The sequence below is a fragment of the Streptomyces sp. JN8 genome (assembly GCF_055808075.1).
The window spans coordinates 7339412-7355806 of sequence record NZ_CM147852.1 but is presented as its reverse complement, the minus strand read 5'-3'; the positions used below and the strand labels follow the sequence as shown (position 1 = coordinate 7355806).

At 73.9% G+C, this 16395-nt stretch carries 15 protein-coding genes; 5 read left to right on the top strand and 10 right to left on the bottom strand.

Translation table 11 applies throughout. From position 1 onward, the window contains the following. Positions 1–26: 26 nt before the first annotated feature. From ACY0MR_RS32490 to ACY0MR_RS32455, 8 genes are all read right to left on the bottom strand, one after another. Positions 27–959, bottom strand: coding sequence for a TauD/TfdA family dioxygenase (locus tag ACY0MR_RS32490; protein WP_404083424.1), 933 nt, complete (start codon positions 957–959; stop codon positions 27–29). Positions 960–971: 12 nt separating this feature from the next. Beyond that, a complete protein-coding gene (locus ACY0MR_RS32485; protein ID WP_473556954.1) occupies positions 972–1829 on the bottom strand; it encodes an enoyl-CoA hydratase/isomerase family protein in 858 nt (285 codons plus the stop codon). Next, on the bottom strand, positions 1816–2634 hold the full coding sequence (locus ACY0MR_RS32480; protein ID WP_388796930.1) for an alpha/beta hydrolase: 819 nt from the start codon (positions 2632–2634) through the stop codon (positions 1816–1818). The genes ACY0MR_RS32485 and ACY0MR_RS32480 overlap by 14 nt, the downstream gene beginning before the upstream one ends. Continuing rightward, positions 2631–4223: an amino acid adenylation domain-containing protein gene (locus ACY0MR_RS32475; RefSeq protein ID WP_473556952.1), complete on the bottom strand. Its 1593-nt coding sequence runs from the start codon at positions 4221–4223 to the stop codon at positions 2631–2633. The genes ACY0MR_RS32480 and ACY0MR_RS32475 overlap by 4 nt, the downstream gene beginning before the upstream one ends. Next, on the bottom strand, positions 4207–5406 hold the full coding sequence (locus ACY0MR_RS32470; RefSeq protein ID WP_388796924.1) for an acyl-CoA dehydrogenase family protein: 1200 nt from the start codon (positions 5404–5406) through the stop codon (positions 4207–4209). Before ACY0MR_RS32470 ends, ACY0MR_RS32475 begins: the two co-directional genes overlap by 17 nt. Beyond that, the gene (locus tag ACY0MR_RS32465) at positions 5403–6806 is read right to left on the bottom strand and encodes a TrpB-like pyridoxal phosphate-dependent enzyme (RefSeq protein WP_473556949.1); all 1404 of its coding nucleotides are present in this window, start codon (positions 6804–6806) and stop codon (positions 5403–5405) included. Before ACY0MR_RS32465 ends, ACY0MR_RS32470 begins: the two co-directional genes overlap by 4 nt. Further along, positions 6803–7087, bottom strand: a complete 285-nt coding sequence (locus ACY0MR_RS32460) for a phosphopantetheine-binding protein (protein WP_388796919.1) — start codon at positions 7085–7087, stop codon at positions 6803–6805. The genes ACY0MR_RS32465 and ACY0MR_RS32460 overlap by 4 nt, the downstream gene beginning before the upstream one ends. 163 nt (positions 7088–7250) lie before the next feature. Further along, on the bottom strand, positions 7251–8027 hold the full coding sequence (locus ACY0MR_RS32455) for a thioesterase II family protein (protein ID WP_403310619.1): 777 nt from the start codon (positions 8025–8027) through the stop codon (positions 7251–7253). Positions 8028–8286: 259 nt separating this feature from the next. Between ACY0MR_RS32455 and ACY0MR_RS32450 the strand changes: the two genes are divergently transcribed. The 5 genes from ACY0MR_RS32450 to ACY0MR_RS32430 all read left to right on the top strand — a co-directional run bounded on the left by ACY0MR_RS32450 (position 8287) and on the right by ACY0MR_RS32430 (position 13890). Then, positions 8287–9717, top strand: a complete 1431-nt coding sequence (locus tag ACY0MR_RS32450; RefSeq protein WP_473556947.1) for an aldehyde dehydrogenase family protein — start codon at positions 8287–8289, stop codon at positions 9715–9717. Positions 9718–9815: 98 nt separating this feature from the next. Beyond that, positions 9816–10823 (top strand): terpene synthase family protein, encoded by a 1008-nt coding sequence (locus ACY0MR_RS32445; RefSeq protein WP_388796910.1) that lies wholly within the window; start codon positions 9816–9818, stop codon positions 10821–10823. 54 nt (positions 10824–10877) lie between these two features. Beyond that, positions 10878–11780: an oxygenase MpaB family protein gene (locus ACY0MR_RS32440; protein WP_404083412.1), complete on the top strand. Its 903-nt coding sequence runs from the start codon at positions 10878–10880 to the stop codon at positions 11778–11780. Between the two features lie 5 nt (positions 11781–11785). Next, positions 11786–12862 carry a PLP-dependent cysteine synthase family protein gene (locus tag ACY0MR_RS32435; RefSeq protein WP_473556944.1) on the top strand — a complete coding sequence of 359 codons (1077 nt, stop codon included), beginning with the start codon at positions 11786–11788 and terminating at the stop codon, positions 12860–12862. Further along, positions 12862–13890: an ornithine cyclodeaminase gene (locus tag ACY0MR_RS32430; RefSeq protein ID WP_404083407.1), complete on the top strand. Its 1029-nt coding sequence runs from the start codon at positions 12862–12864 to the stop codon at positions 13888–13890. The genes ACY0MR_RS32435 and ACY0MR_RS32430 overlap by 1 nt, the downstream gene beginning before the upstream one ends. A 131-nt stretch (positions 13891–14021) precedes the next feature. Here ACY0MR_RS32430 and ACY0MR_RS32425 read toward each other — a convergent pair whose 3' ends face one another. Together ACY0MR_RS32425 and ACY0MR_RS32420 are read right to left on the bottom strand one after the other, a co-directional pair. Then, complete coding sequence (locus ACY0MR_RS32425; RefSeq protein WP_473556942.1) at positions 14022–15176, bottom strand: acyl-CoA dehydrogenase family protein; 1155 nt, start codon at positions 15174–15176, stop codon at positions 14022–14024. Beyond that, complete coding sequence (locus ACY0MR_RS32420) at positions 15173–16312, bottom strand: CaiB/BaiF CoA transferase family protein (RefSeq protein ID WP_404083401.1); 1140 nt, start codon at positions 16310–16312, stop codon at positions 15173–15175. The genes ACY0MR_RS32425 and ACY0MR_RS32420 overlap by 4 nt, the downstream gene beginning before the upstream one ends. Positions 16313–16395: the final 83 nt, after the last annotated feature.

The window sequence follows — 16395 nt, the reverse complement described above, 5'->3', positions numbered from 1 at the left end:
AGGCGTTCCGCGGGTGCGGTCGCGGATCAGGCCATGGCGACCAGGATGCGGCGCTGCCCGGTGAAGGCGCGGCGGCCGTGCGCGACCGCGACGTTGTCGACGAGCAGCAGGTCGCCGACCTCCCAGGCGACGTCCACGGCGGTCTTCATGCCGATCTCCTGGACGTGGGTGATGTGGTCGGCCGGGATGGGGCTGCCGTCGGCGAAGAACGCGTTCTGCGGGAGCTCGTCCTCGGGGATGAGTTCGGCGAGCGCGGCGGCGTCGTCGCCGAGTCCGGCGATGTGCCACTGGTCGGCCTGGTTGAACCAGACCTCCGTGCCGGTGACCGGGTGCTCCAGGGTCGCGCGGCGGAGCTGGGTGACCCGGAGGGTGCCGTCGGGCTGCCAGCTCCACTCGGCCTCCGCCCCGTCGAGGAACGCCTCGACCTCGGCCCTGTCCTCGGTCTCGAAGGTGGCCTGCCAGCTCTTGCCGAAGCCCATGCCGTCATGGAGGTTCTGGGTGTAGCGGACGCCGGGGGCGAAGGCCGCCCGGACCTCGGGGTCGATGGACTCCAGCCACAGGCGGCCGTCGACGAGCGGGGTCGCACCGCCGGTGGCGGCCGCCACGTCGCAGTAGAACAGGATCCGCGAGGGCCAGGTGTGCGCGTACGACATCTCGTTGTGCATGGAGATCTCGAACTCGGCCGGGTACTCGGTGGAGGTGTAGAGGTTGCGGCCGACCTTGGTGCGGGGCGAGTTGCCGTGGACGTACGCGAGCCGGTTGGCCAGCAGCCGGTCGGCGGCGCCGTCGTAGGTGTCGGCGGTGATGCCGAAGCCGCGGAAGTAGACGGCGCGTTCCTCGGCCAGGAGCCGGCCGACGTCGGTGGCCCGCAGGTACTCCTCCAGCCCCTGCGGGGTGGCGTCGGCGCCCACGTCGGCGGGGCGCAGGATCCGGGGCTGCCAGGCGTTCTCGGTGGTCACGCGGGGTTCCTTTCAGGAGGGGGTCGTCGAAGGGACGGCGTCCCCGGCGGGAGGGGGGCTCGTCGGCCGGGCCGCCCCGAAGTCGGGGGCGCGGCGGTCACGGAAGGCGGCGACCGCCTCGTGGACGTCCGGCGAGTGGGCGGCGACGACCTGGACGGGGGCCTCCCGTGCGAGGGCGGCCGCCAGGGAGGGAGCGTCGGTGTTGGCCTGGAGGACCTGCTTGGTGAGGGCCAGCGAGACCGGACTGTGCGCGGCGATCTCGGCGGCGAGGCCGAGTGCCTCGGCGGCGAGTTCGCCGGGGGCGGTCACCCGGCTCACCAGACCGCGGGCGAGGGCCTCGTCGGCGGCCACGAACCGGCCGGTGAGCATCATGTCGGAGGCGAAGCCGAGGCCGGTGAGCCGGGGCAGCAGCCACGAGGCGCCCATGTCGCCGCCGGAGAGCCCCATCTTCACGAAGGAGGCCCGGAAGCGGGCGCCGGGCGCGGCGAGCCGGATGTCGGCGGCGAGCGCCAGGGACAGCCCGGCGCCGACGGCGGAGCCGTCGACGGCGGCGATCACGGTCTGCGGCAGCCCGGTGAGCCCGGTGATCGCCTCGGCCTGCCGGTGCAGCAGGTCGAGCAGGGTGAGCGGGGGCAGCGAGGCGATCCGGCCGACCTCGTCGATGTCGTACCCGGCGCAGAAGGTGTCCCCCGCGCCGGTCAGGACGAGGACCCGGACGGAGGGGTCGGCGCGCAGGGCGGCGCAGAGCTCCGTGAGGCGGGCGAACAGGTCCTCGTTGAGGGCGTTCCTGCGGGCGGGCCGGTTCAGGGAGGCCGTGACGACGCCCGGGAGCGGGCGGGTGACCAGGAGGGAGGGTTCAGATGCGTTCACGGGTCCGCTCCTCCGTGTGGCGGGCGACGAACTCCAGCGAGGCCGGCAGGGCTCCGTCGACGAACCGCCAGTCGTGGCCGCCGGGCCGCTCGTGGTACGTGACCTCGTGGCCGCGTTCGCGCAGCGCGTCGCGGACCCGGCGGTTCATGGCCCGCATCCGGTCGTGGTCCTCGGTGCCGATGTCCAGGTACAGGGCGGGCGGCGGGGTGCCGCTGTCCTGCCCGATGAGGCGGTACGGGTCGTACCGCCGCCGGGTCTCGCTGCCGGGCGGGCCCCAGACCCGCTCGTGGCTCTCCACGGTCGGCATGGCGAAGGCGGGGTCCGAGCGGAAGGCGGCGTACGGGTCCCCGGTCCGCAGCGGCGCCTCGAAGGCCCCGGCGTGCGAGGCGACGGCCCCGAAGGTGTCGGGGTGCCGCAGCCCGAGGAAGAGCGCGGCGGCCCCGCCCATGGAGAAGCCGCCGACGGCCCGTCCCGAGCGGTGGGCGCGGGTGTGGAACCCCGCGTCGATGTCCGGGACCAGTTCGTGGACGAGGTGGTCCTCGTAGCGCAGTCCGGCGTGGTCGTTGACGAACCAGCGGCGACCGCTCTGCGGCAGGACGACGATGGTCCGGCTGTCGCCGACCAGGTCGACGAGGCGGGTGTTGACCAGCCAGGTCTCCTTGCTGCCGCCGTAGCCGTGCAGGAGGTACAGGACGGGGTGGGGCGGTCCGTCCTCGCTGTAGTCGCCGGGCAGGACGACGTTGACGCCCTTGTCGCGGCCGAGGAGCCGGCTGGGCCGGCGCAGGGTGAGCACGCGGGCGGTCACGCGGACTCCCGGAGGGCGGGGGCGGCCAGCGCCCGGCGGTCGACCTTGCCGGTCGAGGTCCGGGGGAAGGAGCCGGCGAGGTGGAAGGCGGCGGGGACCATGTAGCGCGGGAGGGTCGCGGCGCAGTGGGCGCGCAGTTCCGCGGCCTCGGGCACCGCGCCGTCGGCGGGCACCACGTGGGCCCGGAGTTCCTGGTTGCCGTCGGCGTCCGGGACGGCGACGCAGACGGCCTCGTGGACGTCGGGCCGCCGCATCAGCACGGCCTCGATCTCCTCCGGTTCGACCCGGTGACCCCTGATCTTGATCATGTGGTCGCGGCGGCCGAGGTAGAGGTAGCCGCCGCCCTCCAGGGACCTGACGAGGTCGCCCGTCCGGTGGGTCCTGGCCGCTCCCCCGGCCTCGGCGAGCGGGGTGCGGCCCCAGTAGCCGAGCATCACCGAGTCGCCGGTGACGCAGAGTTCGCCCTCGGCGCCGGGGACGTCGGGGACGGCGCGCCCGTCCGGGCCGAGCAGCCGGGTGTCGGCGTAGGGGCAGGGGCGGCCGATGGGCGGGGGCGCGGTGCGTCGGGGCGCGAGGTCGTCGTCGGTGACGCGGTGGTGGGTGCAGACGTTGGTCTCGGTCGGGCCGTAGAGGTTGTGCAGGGACGCTTCCGGCAGCGCCGCGCGCAGCCGCCGCAGGTGCTTCAGGGCGAACGGCTCGCCCGCGAAGAGCACGGTCCGCAGCCGCGACGTCCCCAGCAGGGCGTGGTTCCTGGCGTCGAGCATCCGGATGAGGGCGCCGGGCACCGAGTACCAGACGGTGATGCCCTCCTCGGCGACCAGCCGGTTGAGGGCCGGGCCGAGGGCCCGCTGGTGCTCGGGCACGAGGACGAGGCAGGCGCCGGCGCTCGCGGCGGCGAAGACGTCGAAGACGGACAGGTCGAAGTGGACGGGGGCGTGGGAGGACAGCCGGTCCTCCGCGGTCAGACCGAACTCGGCCACCGTCCAGTCGACGAACGCCGTCGCGTTGCGATGGGACAGCATGACGCCCTTGGGCGTGCCGGTGGATCCGGAGGTGTAGAGGATGTAGGCGAGGTCGTCGGGGCCGACGTCCGCGGGCGTGAACCCTTCCGGCACCGCCCGGTCCACGGCCCGGGCCCAGTTCATCGTGCGGAACGCCGTCCGCTCCGCCCGCGCGGGATCGTCGGCCTGTGCCGGCTCGTCGCCGACGAGGACGGCCGTGCGCAGCGCGGCGGGGAGCCCGTGCTCGTGGAGCAGGGCGAGCCGGGGCGCGTCGGTGACCAGGCAGCGGACGGCGCAGTCGCCGAGGATGTACGCGGCGCGGCCCACGGGCGTGGCCGGGTCGACCGGGACGTACGCGGCCCCGCACTTGAGGATGGCGTGGAGGGTCACGAGGGTCTCGGTCGACTTGCCGAACCACAGGCCCACCCGGTCTCCGGGGCGGACTCCCTGCTCGCGCAGCGTCGCGGCGAGCGCGGTGGCGGCCCGGTCCAGGGCGGCGTAGTCGGTGGAGCGGCCCCGGTGGCGGACGGCCTCGGCGGTGGGCCGGGCGGCCGCGGCGCGGGTCAGCAGCTCATTCAGCGTGCGCATGGAGGGCTCCTGCGGGGCGGGGGGACGCGGCGCGGGCGCGGGTGGTCAGGCCGAGCTTCTCGGCGATGACCAGCCGCTGCATGTCGGAGGTGCCGGAGGAGATCCGGGTGCCGAGCGCGTCGCGCAGATTCCGTTCGACGTCGGTGTCGGTGGTGTAGCCGAGTCCGCCGTACACCTGCAGGGCGTCGAGGAAGGTCTCGACGGCGGACTCGCTGGTGCGGAGCTGGGCGGCCTCGGGGTAGTGCGAGGGGACGTCCCGTCCGAGGTCCCAGGCGGCCCGGTGGGTGAGCAGGCGGGCCTCGTCCAGCCGGATCCGCATCTCGACGACGCGGTGGGAGACGGACTGGAACTTGCCGATGTTCCGGCCGAACTGCTCGCGGGTGCGCGCGTACCGCACGCACTCGTCGATCTGGCGCCCCATGGTGCCGAGCAGCGGGGCGAGGATCAGCGAGCGTTCCCAGGCCATGGTCGCGGAGAGGACGCGGGAGCCCTGCTTCTCCGCGCCGAGCCGGGCCGAGAGCGGGATCCGGCAGCCTTCGAGGGTGATCTCGCCCCAGGGGGCGGTGCGCAGGCCGGCCTTCTCGTAGCGGGTCTCGACGGTGAGCCCCGGCTGGTCGCGGTCGACGAGGAAGGCGGTGACCCCGGTGAATCCGAGGGCCGGGTTGACCGTGGCGTACACGAGGAAGACGTCGGCGAGGGGCGCGTTGGTGACGAAGCGCTTGGCTCCGTCGAGGACGTAGTGGTCGCCGTCGCGGCGGGCCGTGGCCGTCAGGGAGAGGGCGTCGGAGCCGGAGCCGGCCTCGGTGATGGCGTGTGCGCCGATCAGCCGGCCGTCGCAGAGCCCGGGGAGGTAGCGCGTCTTCTGCTCCTCGCTCCCGAAGAGCAGCAACGGGATCTCCGCGGCCCAGATGTGCGCGCCGAGCGCGATCATGAGGCCGTTGTCCCGGCAGCCCTCGCCCAGGCCCTCCAGGGCGAGGGCGCAGGTCAGCGGGTCCAGGCCGAGGCCGCCGTACGCGCGGGGCACGGGGAGGCCGAGGACTCCGGCGTCGGCGCAGCGCTGCCAGTCGCCGGGCTGGAGCGTCCCGGTGCGTTCCCGGGCGGGGAGGTCGGCGCCGAGGTCCCGGCCGAGCAGGCGGAACCGGTCGGCGAGGGCGTTCTGTTCCTCGGTGGGGCTGAGGTTCACGGGTGGCCGCCGACCGCGTCGAGGGTGGGCAGCCCGGCCAGCGAGGCCGCGATGTGGCCGTCGGAGACCACGTGGTCCTCCAGGGTGCCCGCCAGGTACTGGTCGTACGCGGAGAGGTCGAGCAGCCCGTGGCCGCTGACGTTGAAGAGGATGACGCGCGGCCGGTTCTCCTCGCGGGCCCGTACGGCCTCGTCGACGGCGCACTTGACGGCGTGCGCGGACTCGGGGGCGGGGATGAGGTTCTCCGTGCGGGCGAAGAACGCCCCGGCCTCGAACACCTCCTTCTGCCCGTAGGCCACGGCCTCCATGAGGCCGCGGTCGTAGAGGGCGCTCACCAGCGGGGCGGCGCCGTGGTAGCGCAGTCCGCCGGCGTGGACGCCGGGCGCGACGAAGGTGTGGCCGAGGGTGTACATCTTCGTCATGGGGGTGGTGCCGGAGAAGTCGTTGTAGTCCCAGGCGTAGCGGCCCCGGGTCATCTTGGGGCACGCCTCGGGCTCCACGGCGACCAGCCGGGTCCCGGCGCCGGTGCGGAGCTTCTCGCGGTGGAACGGGAAGGCGAGACCGGCGAAGTTGCTGCCGGCGCCCATGGCGCCGATGACGACGTCGGGGAACTCGCCGGCCATCTCCATCTGGAGCAGGGCCTCTTCGCCGATGACCGTCTGGTGCAGCAGGACGTGGTTCTCGCCGCTGCCGACGGAGAAGGCGCCGCGGGTGACGCTCCGGGCGTGTTCGAGGGCCTCGGCGTTCGCGATGGCGACGCTGCCGTCGCCGTCGGGCGAGGCGGCCAGCAGAGCGCGGCCCGCCTCGGTGGTGCCGCTCGGGCTCGGGATGACGCGGGCGCCGTTGAGCTCCATCAGGACCCTGCGGTAGGGCTTCTGCCGGTAGCTGCAGTTGACCATGAAGACGGTGCAGGCGAGGTCGAGGGCGTGGCAGGCCATGGACAGCGCGGTGCCCCACTGGCCGGCGCCCGTGCCGGTGGTGATCTCCTGGACGCCGGCCTTCTTGTAGTAGTGGGCCTGCGCGAGGGCGGAGTTCAGCTTGTGGCTGCCGGAGGCGTTGGCGCCCTCGTACTTGTAGTAGATGTGCGCGGGGGTGTCGAGCGCCTGCTCCAGGCGGTGGGCGCGGATCAGCGGGGTGGGGCGCCAGCGCTGGTACTGCGCGCGCACCGGGTCCGGGATCTTCACGTGGCGCTCGGTGCCGACGCTGCCGCGGTACATGGACAGCGGGATGTTGGCGCCGGTGGAGCCGCGGTCGGCGGTCTGCACGTCGGCGTCCGGTCCCGCGGCGGGCCGGGCCCGGCGGACGTCGGAGGCCGACACGTCGAGGTCGGCGAGGATGTTGTACCAGTGGGTCGGGACGTCGTCCTCGTCGAGCAGGTACTGGTTGCGCACGGCTTTCATGCCGGGGTCTCCGTCCGCAGGCCGGCGACGTGCCGGCGGACGAGCGCGACCAGGTCGCCGACGGTCTCCAGGTCGGCCTCCATGACGTCCTCGTCCTCGATGTGGCCGCCGAACTCGTTCTCCACGGCGAGCAGGAGCTGGAGCAGGTTGAGCGAGTCGAGCTGGATCATCGGCGAGTAGAGCGACACCTGGGGGCCGATGTCCTGGGGGTCGAGGCGGAGATCGAGGGCGTCGACCATGAGCGCGCGGACCTTCGTGGCCACGTCGTCGTCGGGCAGCATGTCGAAAGGCTCCTTGGAACAGGAAATACATCAGGTCGGGGTGACTTCGCGCGGGCCGCGCCGGGACGACACCGGAGGAGAATTCCGTGACGGCCCGGGACCGGGTGCGCGTGGAAGTCGGGGAAAGACGGGAATAGCAGGCGCCGAGGGTCGCCGAGGGTAATCAGCGGGGATCGGCGAGAAGACGGGAGACGTCCGTGACGATCTCGCCCCCCAGTACGAGGGAGAAATGATCTCCGGGGAAGACCCGCAGGGAGAACTCCCCGGACGTCGCGTCCGACCAGGCGGCGGCGTGCGCGACGGGCACGCCCGGGTCGGCGTCCCCCACGTACGCCGTCACCGGCACGGTCACCGGCCGCGCCGCGGTGGGCCGGTAGGTCTCGATCAGCGTCAGGTCGCCGCGGAACGACGGCAGCAGCAGGGCCAGCAGCTCCGGCTCGGCGACCACCGCCGGGTCCATGCCGCCGAGCGCGAGCAGCCCCTCGACCATGGCGTCGTCGTCCTGCAGGTGGAGTGCGCGGCCGCCCCGCGGGCTGAGCGGCGCGCCGTGTCCCGAGACGAACAGGTGGCGCGGACGGGCCCGGTAGAGCGCCTCCAGACGCAGGGTGACCTCGTACGCGAGGGCCGCGCCCATGCTGTGGCCGAGCAGCGCGACCGGCCGGTCGAACAGCGGCAGGAGCTCGCGCGCCACACGGTCGGCGAGCGGCCCCATGGCGCTGACGCACTCCTCCCCGAAGCGGTCCTGCCGCCCCGGGTACTGGACCGCGACGAGTTCCACGTCGTCCGGCAGGGCGTCGGCCCAGCCGTAGAACGCGCCGGCGGTACCGCCCGCGTGGGGCAGGCACACCAGCCGGATCCTCGGCGCGGGCACCGGGCGGGGCCGGCGCAGCCAGCGCCCGTCCGGGCTCGCGGCATGCGGGGCACGTACCGGGCTGGTCATCACTGGCGGCCTGCTTCCCTGGGCTTCTCGAACGGCCTGGAACTCACTCGTCCCGGCATTTCAAGTACCGCACCCTAACGCCATTTCGCGGCTCGTCACCACCCGATTCGGGCGGCAGTTCGCCATACAGAATTCATCCAGTCCGCGGCTGCCCGGACTCCGTACATTGGTCCGCCGTCACGTCGTGAATTCTCTCCCCGCCGCCCGTCGCCGGAGGAATTCAGCTCATTCGATCCTGCCGAAAGAGACCCGTCACGCCATGAATTCCCTCCCTCTGCACCAGGTCTACGTCGGCGGCCGGTGGACCGCCCCGCGCGCCACCGGCACGATCCCCGTGGAGAACCCGGCGACCCTGGGGATCCTCGGGGAGGTCCCGGACTGCGGCAGCGAGGACGTCTGGCACGCGGTGGACGCCGCCCGCCGGGCCCTGCCCGGCTGGTCGGCGACCGGCGTCGAGGAGCGTGCGGCGGCCCTGACGGCGCTGCGCGAGGCCCTGGTGAAGCACCAGGACGAGCTGGCGGAGACCGTCACGCGGGAGATGGGGTCGCCCCTCACGTTCTCCCGGCGCGTCCAGGCGGGCCTGCCCGTGCGGGTGCTCGACGGCTTCACGGCGGAGCTCGCCGCGGCCACCGCCGAGGAGCGGATCGGGCACTCCCTCGTGGTGCGCGAGCCGGTCGGCGTGGTCGGCGCCATCACCCCGTGGAACTACCCGCTGCACCAGGCGGTCGCCAAGATCGGCGCGGCCGTCGCGGCGGGCTGCACGCTCGTGCTCAAGCCGAGCGAACTCGCCCCGCTCTCCTCGTACCTCCTGGCCACGCTCATCGACGGGATCGGGCTGCCGCCGGGCGTCTTCAACCTCGTGCCCGGCAGGGGCGCGACGGCCGGCGCCGCGCTGACCGTCGACGACGGCGTCGACCTGGTGTCCTTCACCGGGTCGCTGGAGGCCGGCCGGAAGGTCGGCGCCGCGGCGGCCCGTACGGTCAAGAAGACCTGTCTGGAGCTGGGCGGCAAGTCCGCCACGGTGGTCCTGCCGGACGCCGACCTGGCCGCCGCCGTCGAGGACGGGGTCCGCAGCGCGCTGCACAACGCGGGGCAGACCTGCACCGCCCGCACCCGGCTGCTGGTGCCGCGGGAGCGGCTGGACGAGGCGCTGGACATCGCCCGTTCGGTCGTCGCCGGCTACGTGCCGGGCGACCCCGAGGACCCATCGACCCTGCTCGGCCCCCTCGCCTCCGCCGGCCAGCGCGAGCGGGTCCTCGGGCATCTGGCGCAGGCCGTCCGCTCGGGTGCCCGCCAGGTCGCCGGCCGGGACGCCGCGGCCGCACTGCCGGCGACCGGGCACTACGTGGCGCCGAGCGTCTGGACGGACGTCGCCCCTTCCTCTCCGCTGGCCCGCGAGGAGGTCTTCGGTCCCGTCCTCGCGGTCATGACGTACGACGGCGACGACGGGGCGGTGTCGCTCGCGAACAGCTCCGAGTACGGCCTCGCCGCCACCGTGTGGTCCGGCGACCAGGACCGCGCGGTCGCCGTGGCCCGGCGGCTGCGGGTGGGCCAGGTCGACGTCAACGGAGCGAAGTTCAACGCCGCCGCTCCGTTCGGGGGCTACAAGCAGTCCGGCATCGGCCGGGAACTCGGCCGACACGGCATCCAGGAGTTCCAGGAGGTCAAGGCGGTCCAACTGCCCTCCTGATCGGAACCGGTGGACTCCGCCGCACCGAGCCCCCCGCCTCCTCCTCCCCCTTCCCTGCACCTCGACTCGAAACGACGGGTGACACCGTGTCCCTGCGCATGCCGCACCTCCAAGCGGAGTTCCCTCCGGAGCTCAGCCCGTTCGCCGACCGGGCGGAGGCGGGAGCCCGGGCCTTCGTGGCCCGCTTCGGCCTCGCCCCCGACGATGCCGCCCGCCGCCATCACGAGCGCTCCCTGCTCGGCACCCTGATGGGCCGGGCGTACCCGCACTCCGGAGCGGAGGAGCTCCAGCTCGTGACCGACTGGATCAGCTGCATGCTGGTCCTGGACGACCAGTTCGACGAGACCTCCCTCGGCACGGAGCCGGAGCGGCTGCGCGAGGTCTGCGACGAGGTGCTCGGCTGGTTCACCGAGGACGGCTCCGTCGACGACGACGCCGGCCCGGCGGCGCACTCCCTCACCGAGGTGTTCCGCCCCGCCTACGCGGACCTGTGGCGCCGCACCGCCCCCCTCACCTCGCCGGCCTGGCGCCGGCGCCTCGCCGCCCACATCGGGGCCTTCTTCGACACCTGCGTGTGGGAGTCGGAGAACCGGCTCACGGGCCGCGTCCCCGGGCTGGACGAGTACATCGCCCACCGCGGCCGCGCACTCATGCCGTACCTCGACCTCATCGAGGTCACCACGCACTTCGAGGTGCCGCAGGAGATCTACGAGCTCCCGGCCTTCGCCGAGATGAACGCGGCGCTGTCCGACGCGGACCTGTGGACCAACGACCTGTTCAGCTGCGAGAAGGAGGCGCTGCTCGGCGACCCGCACAACCTGGTCCTGGTCCACCGGCACGCGCACGGCACGGACCTGCAGACCGCCGCCGACGCCGTCGGGGAGATGGTCCAGGGCCGCTTCGACCGGTTCACCGCGCTCAGCTCCTCCTTCGCGGAGCACCTGACGCCCGCCCAGCGCGCCCTCTTCCCGGCGGACCGCCTGGAGCGCCACCTCGCGGGGCTGCGGAGCTGGCTCACCGGCCAGCTCCAGTGGCGCTTCGAGACCCTGCGGTTCGACCCCACGCGGCCCGAGGTCATCAGCACCGCGGGCTCCACCCCGCTGTAGGCGCGCGTCCTGCACCGACTTCCCCCACCGTGACCCACCGTGAACGGGGTACGCATGCGAGACCGTTACGCGACACTCAGACATCTGGAGACCCTCGACCCCAAGGCGGACCACCAGGAGATCCACCGCACGTCCTCCGACAGCGAGTTCCCCTGGGACTACGGCCGCGGGCTCGAGGTCGCCATCTGGCGCACCTGCTGCGTGCCCGCCATCTCCGACGTCCTGGACGGCAGCGGCGAGTTCGCCCTCCGGGCCCAGAAGCGGTACGACGACACCCGCATCCTGCTCGGCGAACTGGTCCGCGGGGGCTACGACTCCCCGCGGGGGCACCAGGCGATCCGGCAGATCAACCAGGCGCACCGCAGGTTCGACATCGCCAACGAGGACATGCTGTACGTCCTGTCGACCTTCATCTTCGAGCCGGTGCGCTGGATCGACCGCTGGGCCTGGCGGCGCACCTCCGAGACGGAGCGGCTGGCCGCCTTCTACTTCTTCACCGCGGTCGGCAAGCGGATGAACATTCGCGAACTCCCCACCGACTACGCCTCGTTCGAGCAGTTCAACCGCGAGTACGAGCGGGCCCGCTTCCAGCGGGCCGCGAGCAACCACCGCGTCGGCACCAACATCCTGAGCCTGTACGCCTCCTGGTACCGGCGCCCGGTCAGCGACCTGGTCGCGGCCACGCTGCCGTGCCGGCTGGACGCGCCCGCGCTGGACGCCCTCGGCATGTCCGCCCCGCCCCGCTGGGTGCGGGCGGTCCACCGCGCCGGGCTCCGCGGCCACGCGGGGGCCGAGCGCGTCGCGCCGCGGCTGATGGCCCGGCTGATGACCCGGCCGACCGCGCGGACGTACCCGGGCTACCCGCACGGTTACGACCTCGCCGACATCGGTCCCCAGCGGACCGTCCCGCCCGTGCGGCAGCAGCCGACGGCCCGCGTCGACAGCCTCAAGGACTGAGCACCATGACCCACACCACAGTTCCCGCCGCGCCCTTGGCGACGATCGGCGACACGCCCCTGCGGCCGGTCGTCGTCCCGGTCGGCGACCGGACCGTGCGGATCTGGCTGAAGCTGGAGGCCGAGAACCCCTTCGGGTCGATCAAGGCCCGCACGGCGGAGGCCCTGCTGAACGCCCTGGAATCGAGCGGGGCCCTGCGTCCGGGGATGCGGGTGGTCGAGTCGACCTCCGGCAACCTGGGCGTGGCGCTCGCCGGCCTCTGCGCGCAGCGCGGCTACCGGTGCACCCTGGTCGTGGAACCGAGCACGCCGCCGGCCAGCGTCGCGCGGATGCGCGCGTACGGCGCCGACGTCGTGACCGTGCGCGAGGTGCCGGGCGGCCGGACCCTCGGGGCGCGGCTCGACGCCGTCCGCGAGATCGTCTCGGCCGGCTCCGACGCCGTGTGGACCGATCAGTACGCGAGCCCCGCCAACCCCGGGGTGCACGAGTGGCAGACCGCCGCGGAGCTGATGAAGGCCGCGCCCGAGGGCCGGTTCGACGCGGTCGCCGTGGCCGTGTCGACCGGCGGCACGCTGGCGGGCATCGCGCAGTTCTTCCGGGACCACGCCCCGGACACCCAGGTCGTGGCGGTCGACGCGGTGGGCTCCTCGGCGCTCGGCGGCACCCCCGCCGACCGGCCGTTCAAGCTCATGGGCTTCGGCTCCGGACAGGTGTCGGGCTTCGTGGAGCCGCACCACGTCGACCACGTGGTGCGGCTGACGGACCAGGCGGCCGCCGCGGCCTGTGTGCTGATCGCCCGGCGGACCGGGATCTCCCTCGGCGGCAGCGGCGGCGCCGCGGTGCTCGCCGCCGTCTTCCGGGCGCTCGGCGACCCGTCGCTGCGGGAGGTCGCCTGTGTCTGTCCGGACAGCGGGGAGAAGTACCCGCAGTTGCGCGACGCCCCCACCGACGGCGGTCCGGGGTGTGCGGGCGGGATCCGCGCGGCGCTGGACCTGCTGGAACGGGTGCGGGCGGGGGAGCCCGCCGCGCCCGCACCGACGCACCCGCGGAGACTGTCGAACCCCCGGAAGGGAACGCACTGATGACACCGCACGACGACACGCTCACCTATCTGGACAGCGCCGACGTGGCCCGGCTCTGCGACGGGCTGCCCGTCGCCGACCTGGCGCGCGACACGCTCCTCGCCTACCGGCGCAAGGAGGCGGGGCTCACCCCGGAGGCCGCGCTGCGCTGGACCACCCCGTCCGGGGCGTCGGCGCGCAGCCTCGTCCTGCCCGGCTGGGCGGACGGCGCCTACGGCTGCAAGATCATCAACGCCTCGCTGGGCAACCACCTCCTCGGCCGGCCGCGCGCCGCCGGGCTGGTCGTCCTCGACGACCCGGAGACGGCGCGACCGGTCTGCATCATGGAGGGCGGCCGGATCAGCGCGCTGCGCACCGCCGGTGTCTCGATCGCGGCGCTGGGCGCCGTGCGCGACCTGGCGGCCGTCCGGCGGGTGGCCTTCCTCGGCTGCGGCCGGCAGGCGGAGGTCCACCGTGAACTCCTGGCGAGCTCCTGCCCCGGCGTCGAGGAGCTGATCGTCCACGACCGGGACGCGGACCGGGCCGAGGAACTCGCCGCCCGCTGGCGCGCCGCCCACCCGGCGGTCGCCGTCACGGTGACCCCGGACGCCCGCTCCGCCGTCGAGCGCGCCCAGGTGACGGTCGCGGTGACGACGACCACCGAGCCGTACGTGGAGCTGGAGTGGGTGCCGGCGGGCGGCACCTTCGTCAACGTGTCCCTCGACGACGCGGCCGAGAGCCTGCTGCTGGGCTGCGACCACCTGTTCGTCGACGACTGGGACCTGGTCGTCGACGACGACCACCGGCTGCTCGGCAGGCTGGCCCGGGCCGGCCGCGTCTCCGGCCCGGGGACGGCCGCCCCCGCGGGCGGCCGGTCGGTGGACGCCTCCCTGCCGGAGCTGTTCGCCGGCGACTACCCGCGTACGGTCGCCGAGGACGAACGGGTGGTGATCAACCCCTTCGGCATGGGCGTCCAGGACATCGCACTGGCCGCCGCCGTGTACGCGCGCGCCGTCGCGCAGGGTGTCGGCCTCTCCCTGCCGCACTGAACCGGGGCGTACGGCGTCCCCCGCCGTACGGCCCTCCGCCGCTCGCGGTCCCTCACCGCGCCCGGCACCCCCCACGACCGTGGCCCCCGCCGGATCACCGGCGGGGGCCACGGTCGTCCTGCCGCCCTGGATCAGTACGACTTCGGCAGCCCCAGGCTGTGGTGCGAGACGAAGTTGAGGATCATCTCCCGGCTCACCGGGGCGATCCGCGCCACCCGGGAGAGCGTCAGGAGGGAGGCGAGTCCGTACTCGGTCGTCAGACCGTTGCCGCCCAGGGTGTGGATCGCCTGGTCGACGGAGTGGGCGCACGCCTCGGCGGCGGCGTACTTGGCCATGTTGGCGGCCTCGCCGGCGGCCATGTCGTCGCCCGCGTCGTAGAGTTCGGCGGCCCTGCGGGTCATCAGCCGGGCGAGTTCGAGCTCGATGTGGAGCCGGGCGAGCGGGTGGGCGACGGCCTGGTGGGCGCCGATCGGAGCGGACCACACCTGCCGGGTGCGGGCGTAGTCCACGGCCTTGTCCAGGGCGTACCGGCCGAGGCCGGCGGCGAACGCGGCGATCATGATGCGTTCGGGGTTCAGTCCGGCGAAGAGCTGCTGCAGCCCCGCGTCCTCCTCGCCGACCAGCGCGTCGGCGGGCAGCCGCACGTCGTCCAGGACGAGTTCGAACTGCTTCTCCGGGGCGCCGAGTTCCATCGGGATCTCGTGGTGCGCGAAGCCGCGGGCCTCGCGCGGAACCACGAACAGGCAGGGCTTGAGGCGGCCGGTCCGGGCGTCCTCGGTCCGGCCCACGACCAGGGTGGCGTCGGCCTCGTCGACGCCGGAGACGAAGACCTTGCGGCCGGTGAGCAGCCAGTCCGTGCCGTCGCGGCGGGCGGTGGTGGTCAACCGGTGGGAGTTGGACCCGGCGTCCGGCTCCGTGATGCCGAAGGCCATCCGGGAGGAGCCGTCGGCCAGCCCGGGCAGCAGGCGGCGCTTCTGTTCCGGGGTGCCGAAGCGGCTGATGACCGTGCCGCAGATGGCGGGCGACACCACCAGCATGAGCAGCGGGTTGCCGGCCGCGCCGAACTCCTCCATGACGAGGGAGAGTTCGGTGATGCCGCAGCCCCCACCGCCGTACTCCTCCGGGAGGTTGACCCCGAGGTAGCCGAGCCGTCCCGCCGCCGTCCAGAGCTCGCCCGGGGTGCGCGGGTCGGGACCGCCGTCGCCCCGGCCGCGCGCGAACGCGGCGACGGCCGCCCGCAGCGCCCGGTGCTCGGCGCTCTCCGCGAACGTGCCGTGCCCGCTCATCGGACCAGCTCCGCGAGGATCTCGGCGGTGTGCTCGCCGTGCCCGGGGGCAGCGCCGCGCAGCGAGTCCAGTCCCGCGCCGAACAGGACGGGGAAGCGGACCTGTCGGCGCGGCTCCTCGGTCGCCGATCCCGGCAGGGTGCCGACGAGGTCGCGGGCGGCGACGTGCGCGTCGGCGAGGAACGCGTCGGCGGTCTCGTACACCGGCGCCCAGGGCAGGTCCAGGGCGGCGAGTGCGGCGCACCACCAGGCCAGGTCGCGGCGGGCGAAGACACCGGTGAGGAGCTCCCGGATCCGTCCACGGGCGCGGGTGCGCGCCGTACGGCGGTCGTACGCGTCGTCGTCGAGCTCGGGAAACTCGCCGGCGAAGGCCTTGCGGAAGGTCAGCCAGAACTTGTCCTCGAAGGTCGCGAGGGCGATCCGGCCGCCGTCCGCCGCGGTGAACACGTCGTTGTCACCGGTGACCAGAGGGCTCTCGGCCGGGTCGGACAGCGTGCGCAGGGGCAGCGCGAGCGGACCGGCCCAGGCGGCGGCCGCCTCGTGCAGGGACACGTCGAGGTGCTGGCCGTGGCCGGTGGCGCGGGCGGAGGCGACCGCGACCGCGGTGGAGAGGGCCGCGTACATCGCTCCGGCGAGGTCGGCGATCCTGAGGCCCACCCGGTCGACGCGCTCGCCGGGGCGGTGGGGCACGGCGAAGAAGCCGGACAGGGCGAGGAAGTTGAGGTCGTGGCCGGGCCGGGCGGAGTAGGGTCCGTCCTGTCCGAAGCCGGTGACGGAGCAGAGCACCACCTGCGGGTTGGCCTCGCGCAGCCGCGCGTAGCCGAGGCCCATCGCGTCGAGGACGCCGGGACGGTGGCTCTCCACGACGGCGTCGCTGCGCTCCACCAGCCGCAGCAGGGTCTCCCGTTCGGACGGCTCGCGCAGATCCAGGACGAGGGAGCGCTTGTTGCGGTTGAGCGCGGCGAACGTCTCCGGATCGACCAGCCGGCCGTAGTCGCCGCCGTCCGGGCTCTCCACCTTGACCACGTCGGCGCCGAGGTCGGCCATCAGCACCGTGGCGAATCCCCCGGGCAGCAGCCGTGAGAGATCGAGAACCCGTACGCCGTCCAGGGCCGGCCAGCCCGCCGTCACGTCCACCTGCGACTCCTTTCGCTGCCGCGGCCTCCGGTCGAGGGCGGGCACAAGCGGGCGCACGCTACCCGCCACCGGACGGCGGGCCC